Annotated in this window: 13 protein-coding genes and 1 pseudogene; 11 read left to right on the forward strand and 3 right to left on the reverse strand. The window is 72.4% G+C overall.

The genetic code is table 11. The annotated features are described in order from the left end of the window. Positions 1-12: 12 nt before the first annotated feature. Positions 13-1,068, reverse strand: a complete 1,056-nt coding sequence (locus B9S57_RS06225) for a LacI family DNA-binding transcriptional regulator (RefSeq protein ID WP_103514509.1) — start codon at positions 1,066-1,068, stop codon at positions 13-15. A gap of 369 nt (positions 1,069-1,437) precedes the next feature. On the opposite strand from B9S57_RS06225, the gene ligA reads away from it, so the two are divergent. The 5 genes and pseudogenes from ligA to B9S57_RS06255 all read left to right on the forward strand — a co-directional run bounded on the left by ligA (position 1,438) and on the right by B9S57_RS06255 (position 8,214). Further along, the gene (gene ligA, locus B9S57_RS06235) at positions 1,438-3,534 is read left to right on the forward strand and encodes an NAD-dependent DNA ligase LigA (protein ID WP_181011247.1); all 2,097 of its coding nucleotides are present in this window, start codon (positions 1,438-1,440) and stop codon (positions 3,532-3,534) included. A 119-nt stretch (positions 3,535-3,653) separates the two neighbouring features. Then, positions 3,654-3,935 (forward strand): annotated as a pseudogene (locus B9S57_RS06240) (rod shape-determining protein); the annotation flags it as partial. Positions 3,936-4,590: 655 nt separating this feature from the next. Further along, positions 4,591-6,882, forward strand: a complete 2,292-nt coding sequence (gene secD, locus B9S57_RS06245; protein WP_103514510.1) for a protein translocase subunit SecD — start codon at positions 4,591-4,593, stop codon at positions 6,880-6,882. 169 nt (positions 6,883-7,051) lie between these two features. Continuing rightward, positions 7,052-7,795 (forward strand): DUF1275 family protein, encoded by a 744-nt coding sequence (locus tag B9S57_RS06250; protein ID WP_103514511.1) that lies wholly within the window; start codon positions 7,052-7,054, stop codon positions 7,793-7,795. 113 nt (positions 7,796-7,908) lie between these two features. Then, positions 7,909-8,214: a 4a-hydroxytetrahydrobiopterin dehydratase gene (locus B9S57_RS06255; RefSeq protein ID WP_103514512.1), complete on the forward strand. Its 306-nt coding sequence runs from the start codon at positions 7,909-7,911 to the stop codon at positions 8,212-8,214. 46 nt (positions 8,215-8,260) lie between these two features. On the opposite strand, the gene B9S57_RS06260 is transcribed toward B9S57_RS06255, so the two are convergent. After that, a complete protein-coding gene (locus B9S57_RS06260; protein WP_103514513.1) occupies positions 8,261-9,229 on the reverse strand; it encodes a LysR family transcriptional regulator in 969 nt (322 codons plus the stop codon). 63 nt (positions 9,230-9,292) lie between these two features. On the opposite strand from B9S57_RS06260, the gene B9S57_RS06265 reads away from it, so the two are divergent. After that, complete coding sequence (locus B9S57_RS06265) at positions 9,293-10,036, forward strand: class I SAM-dependent methyltransferase (RefSeq protein ID WP_103514514.1); 744 nt, start codon at positions 9,293-9,295, stop codon at positions 10,034-10,036. A gap of 97 nt (positions 10,037-10,133) precedes the next feature. Here the strand turns inward: B9S57_RS06265 and B9S57_RS06270 are convergent, their stop codons facing one another. Next, complete coding sequence (locus B9S57_RS06270; RefSeq protein WP_103514547.1) at positions 10,134-11,180, reverse strand: LacI family DNA-binding transcriptional regulator; 1,047 nt, start codon at positions 11,178-11,180, stop codon at positions 10,134-10,136. A gap of 405 nt (positions 11,181-11,585) precedes the next feature. On the opposite strand from B9S57_RS06270, the gene B9S57_RS06275 reads away from it, so the two are divergent. The 5 genes from B9S57_RS06275 to B9S57_RS06295 are packed head-to-tail and all read left to right on the forward strand — an operon-like array spanning position 11,586 to position 18,176. Continuing rightward, positions 11,586-12,872, forward strand: coding sequence for a sugar ABC transporter substrate-binding protein (locus B9S57_RS06275; protein ID WP_103514515.1), 1,287 nt, complete (start codon positions 11,586-11,588; stop codon positions 12,870-12,872). A 6-nt stretch (positions 12,873-12,878) separates the two neighbouring features. After that, positions 12,879-13,898 (forward strand): carbohydrate ABC transporter permease, encoded by a 1,020-nt coding sequence (locus B9S57_RS06280; RefSeq protein WP_258036247.1) that lies wholly within the window; start codon positions 12,879-12,881, stop codon positions 13,896-13,898. Beyond that, the gene (locus tag B9S57_RS06285) at positions 13,895-14,755 is read left to right on the forward strand and encodes a carbohydrate ABC transporter permease (RefSeq protein ID WP_103514516.1); all 861 of its coding nucleotides are present in this window, start codon (positions 13,895-13,897) and stop codon (positions 14,753-14,755) included. Before B9S57_RS06280 ends, B9S57_RS06285 begins: the two co-directional genes overlap by 4 nt. A gap of 40 nt (positions 14,756-14,795) precedes the next feature. Further along, on the forward strand, positions 14,796-16,055 hold the full coding sequence (locus B9S57_RS06290; protein ID WP_103514517.1) for a glycosyl hydrolase: 1,260 nt from the start codon (positions 14,796-14,798) through the stop codon (positions 16,053-16,055). Positions 16,056-16,109: 54 nt separating this feature from the next. Then, a complete protein-coding gene (locus B9S57_RS06295; RefSeq protein WP_103514518.1) occupies positions 16,110-18,176 on the forward strand; it encodes an endo-beta-N-acetylglucosaminidase in 2,067 nt (688 codons plus the stop codon). The last annotated feature ends 42 nt before the right edge of the window (positions 18,177-18,218 follow it).

Genomic DNA, 18,218 nt, shown 5'->3' on the forward strand with positions numbered 1-18,218 from the left:
GAGCGGCGGGCGTCAGGCGGACGCGCGCCGCACCAGCGTCGGATGGAAGACCACGGACGGTGCGGGACCGTCGCCGGGCTTGCCGATCTGCTTCAGGAGGAGCCGGGCCATCTCGGACGCCATCTCCTCCACCGGCTGACGGACGGTCGTCAGCGGCGGATCGCACGCCACCGCCGCGTTGCTGTCGTCGAAGCCCACCACGGCCACGTCGCCGGGCACCTCCCTGCCCGCACGCAGCAGGACCGGCAGAGCGCCCAGCGCCATCAGGTCGGAGGCGATGAACACCCCGTCCAGATCCGGCCGTTCACGCAGGAGCTGCCGCATCGCCGAGGCCCCGCCCGCGTGGGTGAAGCCGCCCTCGGCCGTCACCACGTCCCTGATGCCGTGCTGCTCGAGAGCGTCCAGGAAGCCGGTCAGGCGGACCTGCCCCGCCGGCATGTCCTGCGGGCCCGCCACCGTCCCGATACGCCGCCTGCCCAGGGACGCCAGATGCTCGGCGGCCATCTGGGCCCCCGCCCGCTGGTCCGCCTCGACGTAGGTGAGGGGAGTGTGCCGGCGGGGGCGGCCCGCCAGCACGGCGGGCAGCCGGGTGCCGTGGAGCAGGCCGGGCAGCGGGTCGTCGGCGTGCGAGGAGATCAGCACGACCCCGTCGACGTGCCCCTGGCGCAGATACGACAGCAGCTGTCTGCGGGAGGCCTCGTCGTCGGCCAGCATCAGCACCATCTGGATGCCGGCGGGCCGCAGTACGTCCACCAGCCCGGCGACCACACGCCCGAAGTGGGGGTCGGAGAACATCCGGCCGATGAAGGGCTCGGACACGGAGCGCCGTTCGCGCTCGGACACCACCAGGGCGATCGAATCGGTCCGCCGGGTCACCAGTGAACGCGCCGCACGGTTGGGGACGTAGCCGGTGGTGGCCACCGCCTCCTCCACCACGCGCCGCAGGGCCGGGTCCACCGTGGTCGCACCGTTGATCACACGGGACACGGTGGCCCGGGAGACGCCCGCCACCGCGGCCACGTCCTCCAAGGTGGCGGGGCGCACGGGCGGTGAGACGTCGGCAGTCATGCAGTCTTTATACCGGGTGATCCGACGGGCAGGCGAAGGGTTCCGGCACGTCAGCGGCCTTGCCCGCGCACAGCGCCCTCAGCGCGGCCAGTTGCTTCCCTTCGGTCGTGTGTCTCTTGAGGAAGAGCACGGCCCTCCTGTTCCGAGGAAGTGGGGTTCCTCTGACCGGTTGTCCGACCAGGATGGAGAGCGCTCTCTCAGTGAACGCAGAAGCATGACTTAGGCATGTCAATACTTTGGGGGCGGTCCTCAATTACCTTCCGCTTGTGAGGAGTTGGCTGGTTGTGATCATGGGGGAGCGTTCTCTCCCGAGGTGGTCCGGGCGGAGGGTGTGGGGCGTTGTCAGTGGTGGGCGGCAGGATGGTGGTCATGACGACGAACTCAGCTGGTGCGCTCGCCGATACCGCCTCCTACGCCGCCGCGGTGGAGGAGGTCAAGCGCGCCGCCGCCGCGTACTACACCGCAGGTGAGAGCAGGCTCGACGACGACGCGTACGACCGGCTGGTGCGCGGGGTCGCGGCCTACGAGGAGGAGCACCCGCAGGAGGTGCTGGACGCCTCGCCGACCGGGAAGGTCGCGGGGGGCGCGATGTCGGGGGACGTGCCGCACACCGTCCCGATGCTCTCCCTGGACAACGTCTTCTCCGCCGAGCAGTTCGTCACGTGGACCGCGTCCGTGGAGCGGCGGATAGGCAGACCCGTCGCCGCGTGGAGTGTGGAGCCCAAGCTCGACGGCCTCGCTGTCGCCGCGCGTTACCAGGAGGGCCGCCTCGACCGGTTGATCACCCGCGGGGACGGGACGGCCGGGGAGGACGTCTCGCACGCGATCGGCACGGTGCTCGGCCTGCCCGAGCGGCTCGGAGAGTCCGTCACCCTTGAGGTGCGTGGCGAGATCCTCATGACCCAGGAGCAGTTCGAGCAGGCCAACACGGTGCGTACGGAACACGGTGCGGCGCCCTTCGCCAATCCGCGCAACGGCGCCGCCGGCACGCTGCGGGCCAAGGACCGGCCGTACCGGGTGGAGATGACCTTCTTCGCGTACGGAGCGCTCGCGCTCCCGGATTCGGGTGAGCTGACGGCCGCGCTGGCCGCCCTGCCGCACGGCGAGGTCCTGGAGTACGTCGCGGGGCTCGGCGTGCACACGGCGGCGGAGACCGCGGTCGCCCCGCGCACCGTCACCACGGTCGCTGAGGTGCAGGCCGGGGTCGAGGGCATCGCCGCTCTGCGCGCCTCGCTGCCGTTCGGGATCGACGGGATCGTGATCAAGGCCGATCTGGCGGCGGACCAGCGCGACGCGGGCTCCGGGACGCGGGCGCCGCGCTGGGCCATCGCCTACAAGCTGCCGGCCGTGGAGAAGGTCACCAGGCTGCTGGGCGTGGAGTGGAATGTCGGCAGGACCGGGATCATCGCACCGCGCGCCGTGCTGGAGCCCGTGGAGATCGACGGATCCACCGTCGGCTACGCCACGCTGCACAATCCGGCCGACATCACCCGCCGCGATCTGCGTCTGGGTGACCAGGTGATGGTCTACAAGGCGGGCGACATCATCCCCCGTATCGAGGCGCCCGTCGCCCATCTGCGCACCGGTGACGAGAAGCCGATCGAATTCCCCGAGGCCTGCCCCCGGTGCGGCTCGGAGATCGACGCGAGCGAGCAGCGCTGGCGCTGTACCCGGGGCCGCAACTGCCGTCTGGTGGCCTCCATCTCGTACGCGGCCGGGCGCGATCAGCTCGACATCGAAGGTCTCGGTGCCACCCGGGTCGTCCAGCTCGTCGACGCGGGCCTCGTCCAGGACTTCGCCGACCTCTTCACGCTGGAGCGCGATCAGCTGCTCGCCCTGGAGCGGATGGGAGAGACGTCCACCGACAATCTGCTGGCGGCCTTCGAGACGGCCAGGACCCGCCCGCTGTCCCGCGTCTTCTGCGCGCTGGGTGTGCGGGGCACGGGCCGCTCCATGTCCCGCAGGATCGCTCGGTACTTCGCGTCGATGGACCGGATCGCCGCCGCCGACGCGGAGGAGTTGCAGCGGGTAGACGGCATCGGCAAGGAGAAGGCGGCGGCGGTCGTCAGTGAGCTGGAGGAGCTGGCGCCGCTGATCGGCAAGCTGGTGGCGGCCGGGGTCAACATGACCGAGCCCGGCGCCACCCCGCCGCCCGAGCCCGGGGCCGAGCCGGAGGGCGGTGTCCAGGCCGAGGGTGCGGCCGGGCTGCCGCTCGCCGGTATGACCGTCGTGGTCACCGGAGCCATGACCGGAGCTCTGGAGAAGCTCTCGCGCAATCAGATGAACGAACTGATCGAGCGGGCCGGCGGGAAGTCCTCCTCCAGCGTCTCCAAGCGCACGAGTCTGCTCGTCGCCGGGGAGAAGGCCGGATCCAAGCGGGCCAAGGCCGAGGATCTGGGGGTCCGGATAGCCGCGCCGGAGGAGTTCGCCGAGCTGGTCCAGGCCCACCTCGCCCCGGAGGTGTGAAAGTCGCAGGCGAGCATGGCTCCAGGAATGATGAAGGCTCTGGCCTTTTCTGACCTTGTATTGCATAGTGAGGGTTCGATCATGCCTTGCTATCAGTAGCTCGGCCTGGAGTGAGGGGCCGGAACGTGCTCGACATGGTCTCGTCCATGCGGCGTGAGGACCGGCACGGCGCTCTGCGCGGCGCGCTACGCCGTGGCCCCCTGCTCACCGGCGGCGGAGCGCTCCGGAACGATGTCACCGGCACGATCGCCGCCCACCTCGGTGTGCCGGTGCGTGTCGACAGCGACCCGGCGACCGCTGTCGTCCGCGGCGCTGCCCTGATCCTGGGCTCCGCTCCGAGCCCCGCGAGCGCGGGTACGGGCGCGGCTGCGGTGCCGGTCGTCCCGGTCCGGACGAGGTGAGCCCCCTCCGGGGCGCGCCCCGGGGGAACGCTCCCCCGGGGGAGCGGCACAGCACGCCGCCGCACCGGGCGAGGGCCCTCCTCGCCGGGCTGCTCCTCACCCTCCTGCCCCTTCTCGGCGGCGCGCCCTCGGCACCCGGAGCCGCGCTCCCTGTGCGAGGCCCCGCAGCCACGGAGACCGCCCCGTCCACCGTGTCCGTTGCCGGACACGCCACGCACCTCTCGCGACCGGCCTCCCGGCCCGCAGCCCCGCTCGCGTCTTCCCGGACGGCTCCCTCCGCGCGCACGGCGCCGACCGTCGTGGGCGCCGCACATGCGCCCGGCGGTGCCGCACCGGTCTTCCGGCCGCCGGCCACCGCCCGGCTCGTTCCGGCGCGCATGCCGACCGGCCGCACGTCCCGCACCAGGTGCCGCCGCCCGCCCACGGCGCACTGCCGCCGCACCCGCAGGGGGTTGACCCGCCGAGGGGCGCCTCGTGCGTGGCCGCGGGACCCGGACCCGTCGTGGTCGTACGGATCCGGACGGCGCTGCCGGGCGTACGGGGGCCTCCTCGGGTGACGGCCGGTCAGCCGGTCCTTCACCGGTCCTGTTCCACCGACCTGTCGTCGCGCCCTTTCTGAGTCCGGGGCGGGCGACGCCCACCCGAGGGGATTTCCATGACTCGCGCCACCGCGGTGCGAGCGGTGCTGGCTGCCGCCGTGCTGCTCGTCTCCGTGTTCATCACGCTGACCATGCCGCCCAGACTCGGCCTCGATCTCCAGGGCGGCACCCGGATGGTGCTGCAGGCCAAGGACTCCGGTACGGCGAAGGCCGACCGGGAGAGCACCGATCGCACCCTGGAGGTCCTGCGGCAGCGCATCGACTCGCTGGGTGTCGCCGAACCGGTCCTGACGCGTTCCGGCGAGGACCGGATCATCGTCGAGCTGCCCGATGTCCAGGACCCGCGTCAGGCGGCCGAGGTCCTCGGCAGGACGGCTCAGCTCGGCTTCCACGCGGTGGGCACAACCGGCGCCGGGCAGGACGGAGCGACGACGCTGCCCGACGAACAGGGAGGTCTCCTCTCCCTCGGCCCGGAGCGGCTCTCCGGCGCGGGGGTCAAGGACGCCACCGCGGAGTTCCACGCCCAGCAGGGCACGGGCTGGACCGTCTCCCTCGACTTCCACGAGGACGCGGGCCAGGAGTGGAAGCGGCTCACCGGCGACGCCGCCTGCCACCCGGCCGGAGACGAACGGCGCCGCGTCGCGATCGTCCTCGACGGAAGGGTCATCTCCTCGCCACAGGTCGACCCGTCGACCGGCTGCGGGAGCGGCCTGCCCTCCGGCTCCACCCGGATCACCGGATCCTTCAGCGCCGACGAGGCACACGACCTCGCGCTGCTCATCAAGGGCGGCGCACTTCCCGTACCCGTCGAAACGGTCGAACAGCGGACCGTCGGCCCGACACTGGGCGCCTTGGCCATCGACGCGAGCGCCCGGGCCGCACTCATCGGCGCGGCAGCCACCGCGCTCTTCATCACCGTCGTGTACCGGCTCTTCGGAGCACTCGCCGCCCTCGCCCTCGCCGCCTACGGCGTGATCTCCTACGCCGCCCTCGTGGCCCTGGGGGTCACCCTGACGCTGCCGGGCCTCGCCGGATTCGTCCTCGCGGTCGGCGTGGCGGTCGACGCCGACGTCCTCGTCTTCGAGAGGGCCCGGGAGGAGTACGCCGACCGGTCGAGCCGGACGCTGCGCTCCGCGCTCACGGCCGGATTCCGCAACGCCCGCAGCGCCGTCGTCGACTCCAACGTCACCACCCTCATCGCCGCCGCCCTGCTGTTCCTCCTCGGCTCCGGCCCGGTCAAGGGCTTCGGCGTCACGCTCGCCATCGGGGTCCTGGCCTCGATGTTCTCGGCGCTCGTCGTCGCCCGCGCGCTCACCGAGATCGCGACGGGCTCCCGGTTCGTCAACGACTACCGGGGCGTCAACGGCATCGGCCGGCCCGGCCGTGTCCGCACCTGGCTGCGCGTCCGGGACCCCCGGCTGTTCCGTTCACCGCACCGCTGGCTGACGCTCTCCACGGCACTCGTCCTCGTCGCCATGACCGGCATCCTCGTGCGCGGGGTCGACCTGGGGGTCGAATTCACCGGCGGGCGGCTCGTCGAGTACTCCACCAGCCGTCCCGTCGGTGTCGAGACGGCCCGGGACGCGATCACCGCCGCCGGCTTCACCGACGCCGAGGTCACCACCGCGGGCGAGCGTGACCTCTCCGTACGCACGGGCACGCTGGACAACGAGGGGGAGCACGCGCTGCGGGCGGCGCTCTCCCGGGAAGGCGGCGAGACGCTCAAGGTGAGCGACGAGCTGATCGGGCCCAGCCTCGGCGACGAACTGCGACGCAACGCCCTGATCGCCCTCGCGGTCGCCGTGTCCGTGCAACTCGTCTACCTCGTGGTCCGGTTCCGCTGGACGTTCGCCGTGGCCTCGGTCGGGGCGCTGGTGCACGATGTCATCCTGCTGGTCGGAGCCTTCGCGTGGCTCGGCCGTCCCGTCGACGGGATCTTCCTCGCCGCCCTCCTCACCGTCATCGGCTACTCCGTCAACGACTCCGTGGTGGTCTTCGACCGGGTGCGGGAGCTGTGGGCCAGGAACCGCCGTACACCGGTCGACCGGATCGCCGAGCGCGCCGTGCTGCAGACCGTCCCACGCACCGTCAACACCGGGATGGGCGCGCTGTTCATCCTGGTCGCCCTCGCGGCGCTCGGCGGCGACTCGCTGGCGGACTTCGCGCTCGCCCTGCTCATCGGCGTCTGCGTGGGGACGTACTCCTCCGTGCTGACCGCCGTGCCCGCGGCACTTCTCCTGGAGCGGACCGGCAAGGCCCCGCCCCCGGCCGCGAAGAGGGCGCCGAGGCGCCGGCCCGCGGACGGGCGGTCCCCCGGGGACCCCGCGGACAACGGGGCGCGCGTCTAGGTCCTGTCGTCCGGGTCGCGCCGGTCTCCCTGTCCTCCACTGACAGGCCTGACCCGCGTGAGCGGCCCGGGCCCGGGACCGTCCGGACGGTCCCGGGCGCGTACGCGGGGCGTGGCCGGCGGACTGCGGCACAATCCTGATCACGTCCAGCGATCGGAGTGTGCCGCTCATGTCCGTCGTGCTGCGCGAGGCCCGGGCCACGCTCGTACCCGACATGACCGGCCCCCAGGGCCCGCTGCCGCCGCTGATGCTCGCGCTGACCGTACTCACCGGGCTCGTCGACGCGTTCAGCTTCCTGGTCCTGGGCAGGGTCTTCGTCGCCAACATGACCGGGAACGTGGTCTTCACGGGTTTCGCCCTGGCCGGTGCCCCCGGGTTCCCGCTCCTCGCCTCCGTCCTGGCGTTCGGATCGTTCGCTGCCGGGGCGCTGGCCGGCGGGACCGTCGTCCACCTCGCCCGCGCGCACCGGGGCCGGCAGCTGCAGTGCGCCCTGCTCCTGCAGACCGCTTTCGTCACCGCCGCCACGATCCTGGTGCTGGTCTCGCGCGCGCCGTACACCGGGGGCGTCCGCCTCGTGCTCATCACCCTGCTCGGCCTCGGACTCGGTGTGCAGAACGCCGCCGTCCGGGCGCTGGCCGTGCCCGACCTCACCACGACCGTCCTGACCCGCACCCTCACCGGGGCCGTTGCCGACAGCCGGCTGGCCAGGGGGCCGGGCGGAAGGGCGGGACGCCGGGGACTGTCGGCCCTCTCGCTGCTCGCCGGAGCCTCCTGCGGCGCGCTCGCCGTGCGGACCGGGCATCCCGCCCTGCCGCTGCTGCTCGCGCTGCTCCTCCTGGCCGCGGTGAGCACGATCGCGTCCCTGCTGGTACGGGGTGACGCGCCCTGGACGAAGCCGGGCGCCGCTGCCTGAGCACACTGCGCCGCGGCGACCGCCGTCACCCGTGTCGGACGCGACAGCCGAGGTTCCCGGACCGTAACGTCACAAGGCACCGACGACAACACCGATACGCCGAGGAGTCGCGTATGCCCACCGAACCGCTGTCCGCGCACGACGTCGAGGCCGGGCTGCGCGAGCTGCCCGGCTGGCAGCTGGAGGGGGACCGGATCACCCGCACCTACCGGCTTCCCTCGCACTTCGCCGCCGCCGGGCTGACCGTCCACATCGCAGGGATCCAGGACGAGCTCAACCACCACTCGGACCTGACCCTGGGCTACAACACGGTGGCTCTCGCGGTGCACACGCATGACGCCGGTGGCGCGGTCACACGGAAGGACCTCGCCCTGGCGGCGCGCGTCGAGGCGGTCGCCGCCGGGCACGGCGCGAGGTAGCGCGCCCGGGGCCCCTCGTGCGGGCCCGGGTGTCGTACGGGCCGGCTCAGTCCGCCGGGCCGAAGCGAGGGTGCGTCGTGAGCCAGTCCGCGTAGCCGGCGCTGCGCCGCACCGCCTCCGCGTACGCCGCGCGGGTGTGCCCGGTCACCGCCGCCGCGGCCGCCTCGGCGCTCGCGCCCGGGGACCGGGGATGCCGCCCCAGCAGATGACGCCAGCTCAGCGGCGAGCCCGCCAGCGGCCGGGTCACCAGGCCCGGCGCCGGCGGGAAGGTGGCCCGGCACAGTCCGAGCGCCCGGCCCACCTGGACCAGATGGACGACGGACGCCGTATCCGTCTCGTACACCGACACGGGAGTGAAGCCCGCCTGCGCGCAGGCCGCCGCGAAGCAGTCGGCGAAGCAGCCGTCGCCGGGCACATCGGCCCAGCACTCGTCGGCCAGGGCGGCGAGTTCGAGCTCCGGCCGGTTCGCCAGCGGATGGTTCTCGGGCAGCATCACGAACACCGGGTCGACGCCGATGACCTGCCAGACCAGCCGGTCCTCCCGCGGTGGCGGGCTCTCCCCGCAGGTGCCGATCAGCGCGTAGTCCAGCCTGCCGTCGACCAGCAGCGAAGCGATCTCCGTCACCGACCACGAGGTATGGGTGGTCACCGGAGCCGTCGGATGGGCGGACGCCAGCCGGTCGACGAGACCGCCGAGCAGCGGTCCGTGCGTGCCACCGAGCCGGAAGCGCTCCACGGTGGCCCAGGCGTTGGCGAAGCGCACCGCCTCCTCCTGCAGCCCGCTCACGGCGGGCAGCACCACCCGGGCTCGCTCCAGCACCAACTCGCCCAGGAGGGTCGGCCGCGCGCCCGTGTGGTCCCGCTCGAAGAGTGGTCCGCCCAACGCCTTCTCGATCCGCCGCAGTTGGGCGCTGAGCGCAGGCTGCGCGAGGCCCAGTGCCGCCGCCGCCTTGGTGAGGCTGCCCGTGTCGGCTATGGCCCGTACGGTGCGCAGATGTCGCAACTCCAGCTCCATGCGGGCACGTTATGGCCGACGGCACTCACCGGCAACACATGGGGGCCGCTCTAGAATGGCCTCGTGCTGGACTACGACGCAGAAGCCGCGCGCTACGACTCCACCCGCGGAGGGGTTCCCCGCGCCGAGGCCGCCGCCCGTGCCGTCCTCGCGCTCGTGCCCCCGACCGCCCGTACGCTGCTCGACATCGCCTGTGGCACAGGGCTGGTGACCGAGCGCGTGGCCCGCGGCCGCCCCGGACTCCGGGTGCACGGGGCGGACGCATCCCACGGGATGGTGCGGCTGGCCCGCCACCGGGTCGGAGCGGTCGCCCTGGCCGACGCCCGGAGGCTCCCGGTGGCCGGCGCGGCGCTCGACGCCGTCAGCGCGGTCTGGCTGCTCCATCTGCTGCGGGGCGAAGGGCAGGTGCGTGAGGTCGTGACCGAGGCGGCCCGGGTGCTGCGGCCCGGCGGGGTGTTCGTCGCGACGGTCGACAAGGACGCCGGCCACGACGTGGGCAGCGACATCGACGCCGTGCTCGCCCCCTGCCTCAGCCCGTGTCCTTCCGACGCGTCCCGTCTCGTCGGCGCTTACGCCGCCGGCCTCGGCCTGGAACCTGCCGGGGGCGCCGTGTTCGCCGGCCACGGGCAGGGCCGCTCCCCACGGCGCGCCGCTCGCGCCGTGTTGCGTGGGGAGTACGCGTCGCGGCTGGCGCTCCCCGGGCGGACGGCCGAACGGCTCGCGGCGGAACTCCTCGCTCTGCCCGGGCCCGACCGGGCGCGGCCCGACCCCGTGTTCCGGCTGACGGCGTTCCGCGCACCAGGGTGAACGACCGTGCTCGACACGTTGCGCGCCCCCGGGTGAACGGCCGTTCCTGACGTCTTCCGCGTACGCCGCACGGTCTTTCACGGGGAGGCGACCGGGATCACCCGTCCGCGCCGCCCGCGTGTTCCCCGTCGCCGCGGGCCGGCGCCGTGCTGTCCCGCTCGATCAGCCGGGGCAGGGGCACCTGCACCGTCCGTGCCGGGCCGCCGTCGATCAGCGCGGTCAACTCCCTTGCCGCGAGCCTCCCGAACGCGACCGGGTCCCTGGACAGCGCGGTGAGCCACGGCGAGGTCAGCCGGCAGAGCGCCGAGTCCTCCCAGGACACGACGGACACGTCCTCGGGGACCGAGAGCCCGAGGCCCACGGCGACGGCGGCCCCGGCCGCCGCCATCACGTCGTTGTCGTAGATCAGGGCCGTCGGCGGGGTCCGCTGCTCCAGCACCCGCCGGGTCGCCGCCGCCCCCTCGATGTCGGAGTAGTCCGTCGTCACCGAGTGGGCCTCGGCGAGGCCGCGGCGGTCGGCCTCGATCCGCAGCGACTCGATGCGCCGGTCGGTGTGGGCGAGTGTGGACAGGCCCGCGATGTGCACGATGCGCCGGTGGCCCAGCTCGTGCAGCCGGCCGACGACCTCCGCCATGGCGCCCGCGTCGTCCGCGCGGATCTGCGAGAGGCCGGGGTGCGGACCGGTGTCCCCTTCGGACAGGGTGCCGATGACGACGGCGTGCAGACCCAGTTCGTCGAGCAGCGCCGCGCGCGGGTCGTCCGTACGCGGGTCGACCACGAGGACTCCGTCGACCCTGTGCTCCGCCCACCAGCGCCGGTAGACGGCGCACTCGGCCGGTACGTCCTCCACCACCTGGAAGAGCAGCCCGAGCTGACGCTCGGCCAGTACCTCCTGGACGCCCGAGATCAGCTGCAGGAAGAACGAGTCCACGCCCAGATGGGCGGCCGGCCGCGCCACCACGAGACCCACGGTGGCCGACCCCTCGCCGGACAGCGCCCGCGCGGCCGTACTGGGCCGCCAGCCCAGCTGTTCGGCGACCCGCCGGACGCGGTCGCGGGTGATCTCCGAGACGCCCGGGCGGCCGTTGAGCGCGAACGACACGGCGCTCTCCGAGACGCCCGCGCGCTGGGCGATGTCCTTCATGGTCGGCCGGCGTACCGGTGTGCGTCTGGCCGGCGAGATGTCCTCGGCCGGCGGCCCCTGCGGTGTCACCCGGTGCCTCCTTCCCGCGTTCCCCGTGGTCCCCAAGAGGGCGGCGCGTTCGCTCGGCCCCGACGCAGTGTAAGCCTTACGGCTCTCCGGGGCGAGAGAAGTGAACCGACACCTAAAGCGCTTGAGTTGAAGTGCCCTAATGCGCTTTAGTTACCACTCTTCGCAGGGGAGTTGCACTCCGCTGACCTGTAAAAATGGCGAAGTCATGGTTGAACTTACGGTGAATGTATTGACTTTCCGCCGACCGCCTTGCAGTCTCAGCCGAGCGAAGGCGGTCGGTGGTCCGCGACCCCGCTGCCGACCGCATGCCTGGTCCGAGCAAAGGAGCCGTTCACCGTGCGCATCCCCCGAAGAGCAGCCATCGCTGCCGTCGTCCTCGCCGCCGTCCTGCCGTTGAGCGCCTGCGGGGGCGGCTCCGGCACGGGCTCCTCCGACGCGTCCGGCAAGGTCGAAGGGAAGATCACCTTCCAGACCTGGAACCTGCAGGCGAACTTCAAGGACTACTTCGACGGCGTGATCGCCGGCTTCGAGAAGAAGTACCCGGGCACCGAGGTCAAGTGGGTCGACCGCCCGGGGGAGGGGTACGCCGACAAGATCAGCGCCGACGCGGCCGGGGGTACCCTCCCCGACGTCGTGAACGTCTCGCCCGACCTGGTGGCCCCGCTGGCCAAGGCGGGGCTCGCCCTGGACCTCGACCAGGCGGCGCCGACGTACGCGAAGGAGTACCTCCCGGGAGCCTGGGCGAGCCATCAGGTGCCGGGCACCGAGGGCACGTTCGCCTTCCCCTGGTACCTCAACACCGGGCCGATGTTCTACAACAAGCGCCTGCTGAAGGATGCCGGGCTCGACCCGGCGACGCCGCCCGCCACCTACGACCAGGTCTTCGCCGCCGGGATGAAGCTGGCCGGGGCGAGCAAGGGCAAGGTCGCCGCCCTGGCGAACGTGCCCACCATCGAGGACTTCGGCCGCTACGGCGGCGAGCTGATGAACGAGGACGGCACCGGCTTCGCCTTCAACGACGCAAAGGGGGTCGAACTCCTGACCAAATACAAGGAGTTGTACGACGCCAGGGCGCTCGACCCGCAGGCGCTGACCGCGACCCCCGAGTCGTCGGGGCACAAGTTCCTCACCGAGTCGGTGGCCATGAACCCCGGCAGCGCGCTGGACCTGGCCAACTTCAAGAAGCAGGCACCCGGGCTCTACAAGAACATCGGGATCACCGAACAGGTCAGCAACACCGGCAAGGCCAACATGTACGTCATGGGCCTCATGGTCAACGCGCGGACCCAGCAGAAGCCGGCCTCCGTGGCGTTCGCGCACTACGTCACCGACGCCACCCGTCAGATGGAGTTCGCGAAGCAGGTCGCCATCTTCCCGAGCACCCAGGGATCGCTCGACGACCCCTACTTCACCGAGGAGGACGGCACCGACGAGACCCGCGTCCGGGTGGCCGCCGCCAAGTCGCTGAAGACGGCGGTCAACTACACGCCCGTCCTGTTCAGCGAGCAGATGAAGACCGAGCTCCGTAACCAGATCGCCAAGGCGCTCCAGGGGAAGCAGAGCCCGAAGGAAGCTCTTGACAACGCTGTCAAGGCGTGTGACCGGCTCCTGCAGCAGAGCTGAGACCTCATGAAACCCCCTGCCACCCCCTCCGGCGCCACGCGCCCTGGCCCGGCGGCCGACGACGTTCCGGGGCCTCGCACGGGCCCGACGGCGGGCGGGTCACCCCGCCGTCGCGGCGCCGGCCGCCAGGCGGCCGGCGTCCGGCCCGTCGGTCGCATCAGCCGCCATCTGCCGCTCAGCCCGTGGCTGTTCGCGGCGCCCGGGCTGCTCGTCGTCGGCGCGTTCAGCCTGTACCCGTTCTTCAGCACCCTGGTCAACGCCTTCACCGACCGCAGGACCCTGATTCCCGGGAAGTTCGTCGGCCTGGCCAACTTCCAGGAACTGCTGCACGACGAGATGTTCTGGATCGGCCTCCGCAACAGCACGCTCTACGTCCTCGGTGTGGTTCCCGCGCTGGTCGTCCTGCCGTTGCTGCTCGCGATGCTCGTCCAGCGGCACATCCCCGGCATCTCCTTCTTCCGCTCCGCCTTCTACACACCCGTCGTGGCCTCCATCGTCGTCGTCGGCCTGATCTGGGTGTGGATGCTCGACGACCGCGGCCTGATCAACTCCCTGCTGGAGGCGGTGGGCATCGGCAAGGTCGGCTTCCTCAGCGACCAGTGGCTGCTGCTGGTGAGCGCGATGACGGTCACGGTCTGGAAGGGCCTCGGCTACTACATGATCATCTACCTCGCCGCGCTGGCCGACGTGCCACGCGAACTGCACGAGGCGGCCGCCGTGGACGGAGCAGGAGCCGTGCGCCGCTTCCTCACCGTCACCGTCCCCGCCGTCCGCTCCACGATGGTGCTGGTCGCGGCCCTGGCCTCGGTATCGGCCTTCAAGGTCTTCTCCGAGGTCTATCTGATGGCCGGTCCCTCCGGAGGCCCGGCAGGTGAGGACACCACCCTGGTGATGCTGGTCCAGCGGGTCGGCACCGGACTGACCGGACGGGTCGGGTACGCCTCGGCCATCTCGGTCGTGATCTTCGTCGTCACCGTCGGGCTGATGCTGCTCGTGCTCCGCGCCGACCGCAAGGAGGACGCGTGAGCATCCTGAGGACCACCGACGCCGAGGGCCGCCGTATCCCGGTCTGGCAACTCGTCCTGCGGTACGTACTGCTGCTCCTCGTCCTCGCGCTGACCGTCGGGCCCTTCCTGTGGCAGCTCTCGACGTCGCTCAAGGGCCCGGGTGAGGACATCTTCAGCTCCCCGCCGAGCTTCCTGCCCGACGATCCGACCCTGGACAACTACACCCGGGTCGCCGACACCATCCCGGTCTGGGACTACGCGTTCAACTCGCTGAAGGTCGCCGCGGCCAACGTGGTCACCAACTGCGTCGGCGCCGCCCTGGCCGGCTACGCGCTGGCCAGGCTGCGCTACCGGGGCCGCCGGGCCGCCACCCTGGCGTTCATCCTCGCGATGCTGGTCCCCGTGGAGGGCATCATCATCGCCCAGTTCACGACCATGCGGGACCTCGGCCTGAACAACACCCTGCTCGGCGTGCTCCTGCCGGGCTCCATCGGCGCGATGAACGTCCTGCTGATGCGCAACGCCTTCCTGAACCTCCCACAGGAGGTCGAGGAGGCCGCGTTCGTCGACGGTGCCAACGTCTGGCAGCGCTTCCTCCGGATCGCCCTGCCCTCCGTCAAGGGCACCCTCGCCGTCGTCGCGATCTTCGCCTTCATGGGCGCCTGGGACGACTTCCTGTGGCCGCTGATCGTGCTCAGCGATCCGGAGAACTTCACCCTCACCATCGGACTGAACTACCTGCACGGCACCTTCGCCAACGACGAACGGCTCGTCGCGGCGGGCACCATCATCGCCGTGGCGCCGCTCATCGCGCTCTTCGCCTGCCTGCAGCGCTTCTTCTTCCGCGGAGTCGGCGAAGGCGCGGTCAAGGGCTGACACCGGCCGTCCCCGCACCACAGAACCAGGATCCCCCTTCATGAGCTCCGCACCGCCGCGCTTCGGCGCCAACTACACGCCCAGCCAGGGCTGGTTCCACCACTGGCTGGACTTCGACCTCGACGCCGTGCGCGCCGACCTGGACTCCATCGCCGGGCTCGGCCTCGACCACATCAGGGTCTTCCCCCTCTGGCCGCTCTTCCAGCCGAACCGCACGCTGATCCGCCCGCGCGCCGTCGAACAACTCGTCCAGCTGGCCGACGCCGCGGCCGAACGCGGCCTCGACGTCAGCGTGGACGGCCTGCAGGGGCACCTGTCGAGCTTCGACTTCCTGCCCGCATGGACACAGACCTGGCACCGGCGGAACCTCTTCACCGATCCGGACGTCGTGGCCGGGCAGGCCGAGTACCTGCGTACCCTCGCCGCCGCCCTCGCCGACCGGCCCCACTTCATCGGCATGACCCTGGGCAACGAGATCAACCAGTTCTCCGGAGACCCGCACCCCGACCCCGACCGGATCACCCCCGCCCAGGCCGGCACCTGGCTGCGGACCCTGCTCGACGCGTGCGAGGAGGGAGCACCCGGCAAGCTCCACCTGCACGCCGAGTACGACGCCTCCTGGTACCAGGACGACCACGCCTTCACCCCCGCGCACGCCGCGCGCATCGGGGCGGTCACCGCCGTCCACTCCTGGGTCTTCAACGGCACCGCCCAGCGGCACGGCCGGGCCGGGACCGCCACCGAGCACCACGCCGCGTACCTGACCGAGCTCTCCAAGGCCTGGGCGCGCGAACCGCACCGCCAGGTCTGGCTCCAGGAGGTCGGCGCGCCCGCCCCCCTGATCCCCGCCGACCACGCCGCCGCGTTCACCGAGGCGACCATCGCCAACGCCTTGGACTGCGAGGACGTGTGGGGCGTCACCTGGTGGTGCTCCCACGACGTCTCCCGCTCCCTGGCCGACTTCCCCGAGCTGGAGTACGGCCTCGGTCTGCTGACCAACGACCGGCAGGTCAAACCCGCCGGGCACGCCGTCGCCCGGATCGTCCAGGAGCGGCGCGCCGCCCCCCACCGCCCGGCGCCCCGGACCACCGCAGTCGTCGTCGACGCCGGGGACGACGACACCGCACCCCACCGCTCGGTCTGTGCCCCCGGCGGTGCGGTCTTCGAGGCCTTCGCCCGCCTCACGGAGGACGGCGTCCGCCCCACCACGGTCCTGGCGAGCCACGCCGAGGATCCGGCCCACCTCGCCGGCCGCGGAATCACCGAGGTCGTCACCCCCGGCCAGGTCCTCGGGGCCTGACGCACCGCCCCCGCACAGCACCGGAATCGCCTCTCGCACGATACGGAGCAGACCATGACCCAGCCCCTGCCGCACCCCGTGGCCCCGGCCCGACGCACCGTGGTACTCGCGGGCGCCGGCGCCGCGGCCGCCCTCCTGGCACCCGCCTTCCCCGGCACGGCCGCGGCGGCCACCGCCCAGGCTCCGGGGAAGCTCCAGCCCTACGCCTCGTACTGGTTCCCCGACTCGCTGCCCACCGGCACCCCCGGCGACGGCGTCACCTGGCGCAGCCTGAAGAGCTGGCGTGCCGAGGACGACCGGGACCTGGAGTTCAACACCTCGACCGTGCCGCTCGCCGACCGCTTCACCCCGGTCCCGGTCAACACCACCGCCCGCACCGGCCAGGCGCGCATCGCCTCCCTGGTCGCCTTCGGGCACACCGCGGGCAACCCCGCCCAGGGATCGGCCACCGCCGACCACTACGCACTGAGCCAGTGGGCCTACCTCGACGAACTCGTCTTCTGGGGTGGCTCGGCGGGCGAGGGACTCGTCCTGGCGCCCAACGCCCCGGTCGTCGACGCCGCCCACCGCAACGGGGTGCCCGTCCTCGGCACCGTCTTCCTGCCTCCGGTCCACCACGGCGGCGACCTCCGCTGGACCCGTGACCTGGTGCAGCGCGATGACGCGGGCCGCTTCCCGCTGGCCGCGAAACTGGTGGAGGTCGCCACCGCCTACGGCTTCGACGGCTGGTTCCTCAACGCCGAGACGGAGGGCGGCGACGAGGCGCTCGGCGCCGACATGCTCGCCTTCGTCACCGACCTGCGCGCCCGTGGTGAGGCCGCCGGGCTGCGCGTCACCTGGTACGACGCCATGACCGTGAAGGGCCAGGTCGGCTGGCAGGGCGCGCTCGACGCGGAGAACACGGCGCTCTTCCAGGAGGCCGACTCGATGTTCGTCGACTTCCGCTGGACGCCGCAGACGCTCGCCGACTCCGGCGGACGGGCCGAGGACGCCGGCCGCAGCCGCTACGAGCTGTGGGCGGGGGTCGACGTCGAGTCGACCGGCTGGAACCGGGCCGTCGACTGGGACGCGATCGTCCCCACCGACCGCGACCACACGGTCTCCTACGGCTTCTACCGCCCCGAGTGGACGCTCAGCCATCTGCCCGAGGACCGCACGCCCGGGCAGTTCCACGCGGCCGACCAGCGGTTCTGGACCGGCAGCTCGCTCGACCCGGCCAGGCCCGACGGATCCGACACCTGGCGCGCCCCGGCGACGTCGGTCGCCGACCGCTCCACGGTCGACCGGCTCCCCTTCGCCACGACCTTCAACACCGGTCACGGCCTGCGGTGGTACGAGGACGGCCGGCCGCTCTCCGACTCCGCGTGGAACCACCTCGGCCTGCAGGACCGGCTTCCCGGCCGCCGCTGGGTCGTGCGCACCGAGGGCCGTACCCCGTCCGTCGCCTTCGACTTCGACGACGCCTGGCACGGCGGCAGCAGCCTCCTCGTCGACGGCGACCTGGACGCCCCCGCCACCGTCGAGCTGTTCGGGACCCGGCTGCCACTCACCCGGCGGACGGTCGTCGAGCTCGTCCACCGCATCGACCCGGGCTCCGGTCCGGTCACCGTCGAACTCGCCGTGGCCCTGCGCGAACCCGACCGGCCGGGCGACCCGCTCGCGTACACCTACCTGCCCGCCGGAGAGCTGCGGCCCGCCGCGGGGGGCTGGTCCACCGCGACGCTGCGGCCGCACTCCCTGCGCGGCACCGTCCACGCAGTGGGTGTCCGGCTCACCGGTGCGGGCCCGGTGCGGTGGAGGCTCGGCGCGCTGGCCGTACGCGATACGGTCGGCAAGCCGCACCCGCCGGCCGCCCTGCGCGTCACCGGCACCGCCACGGGCGCCGACGGCACGGAACTGCGCCTGCGCTGGCGCCGCGCCCCGGGGCCGGTACGCCACTACGAGGTGCACCGGATCCTGCCCGACGGCACCCGGCGCTTCCTCGGAGGCGCCTGCGGCACGGCCTTCTTCCTGTCCGGCATCCGCCGCGAACCGGGCGAGAGGTCCGCCCGCTTCGAGGTCAGGGCCGTGGACGAGCTGTACGCCCCCTCGACTGCCGCGGTCACCGCGCACCGCTGGTAGCCCGCCCTCACCCGCACACCCGCACACCCTCACAACGGAGTC

It is taken from the genome of Streptomyces sp. SM10 (genome assembly GCF_002910915.1).
In the GTDB taxonomy this organism is placed as follows: domain Bacteria; phylum Actinomycetota; class Actinomycetes; order Streptomycetales; family Streptomycetaceae; genus Streptomyces.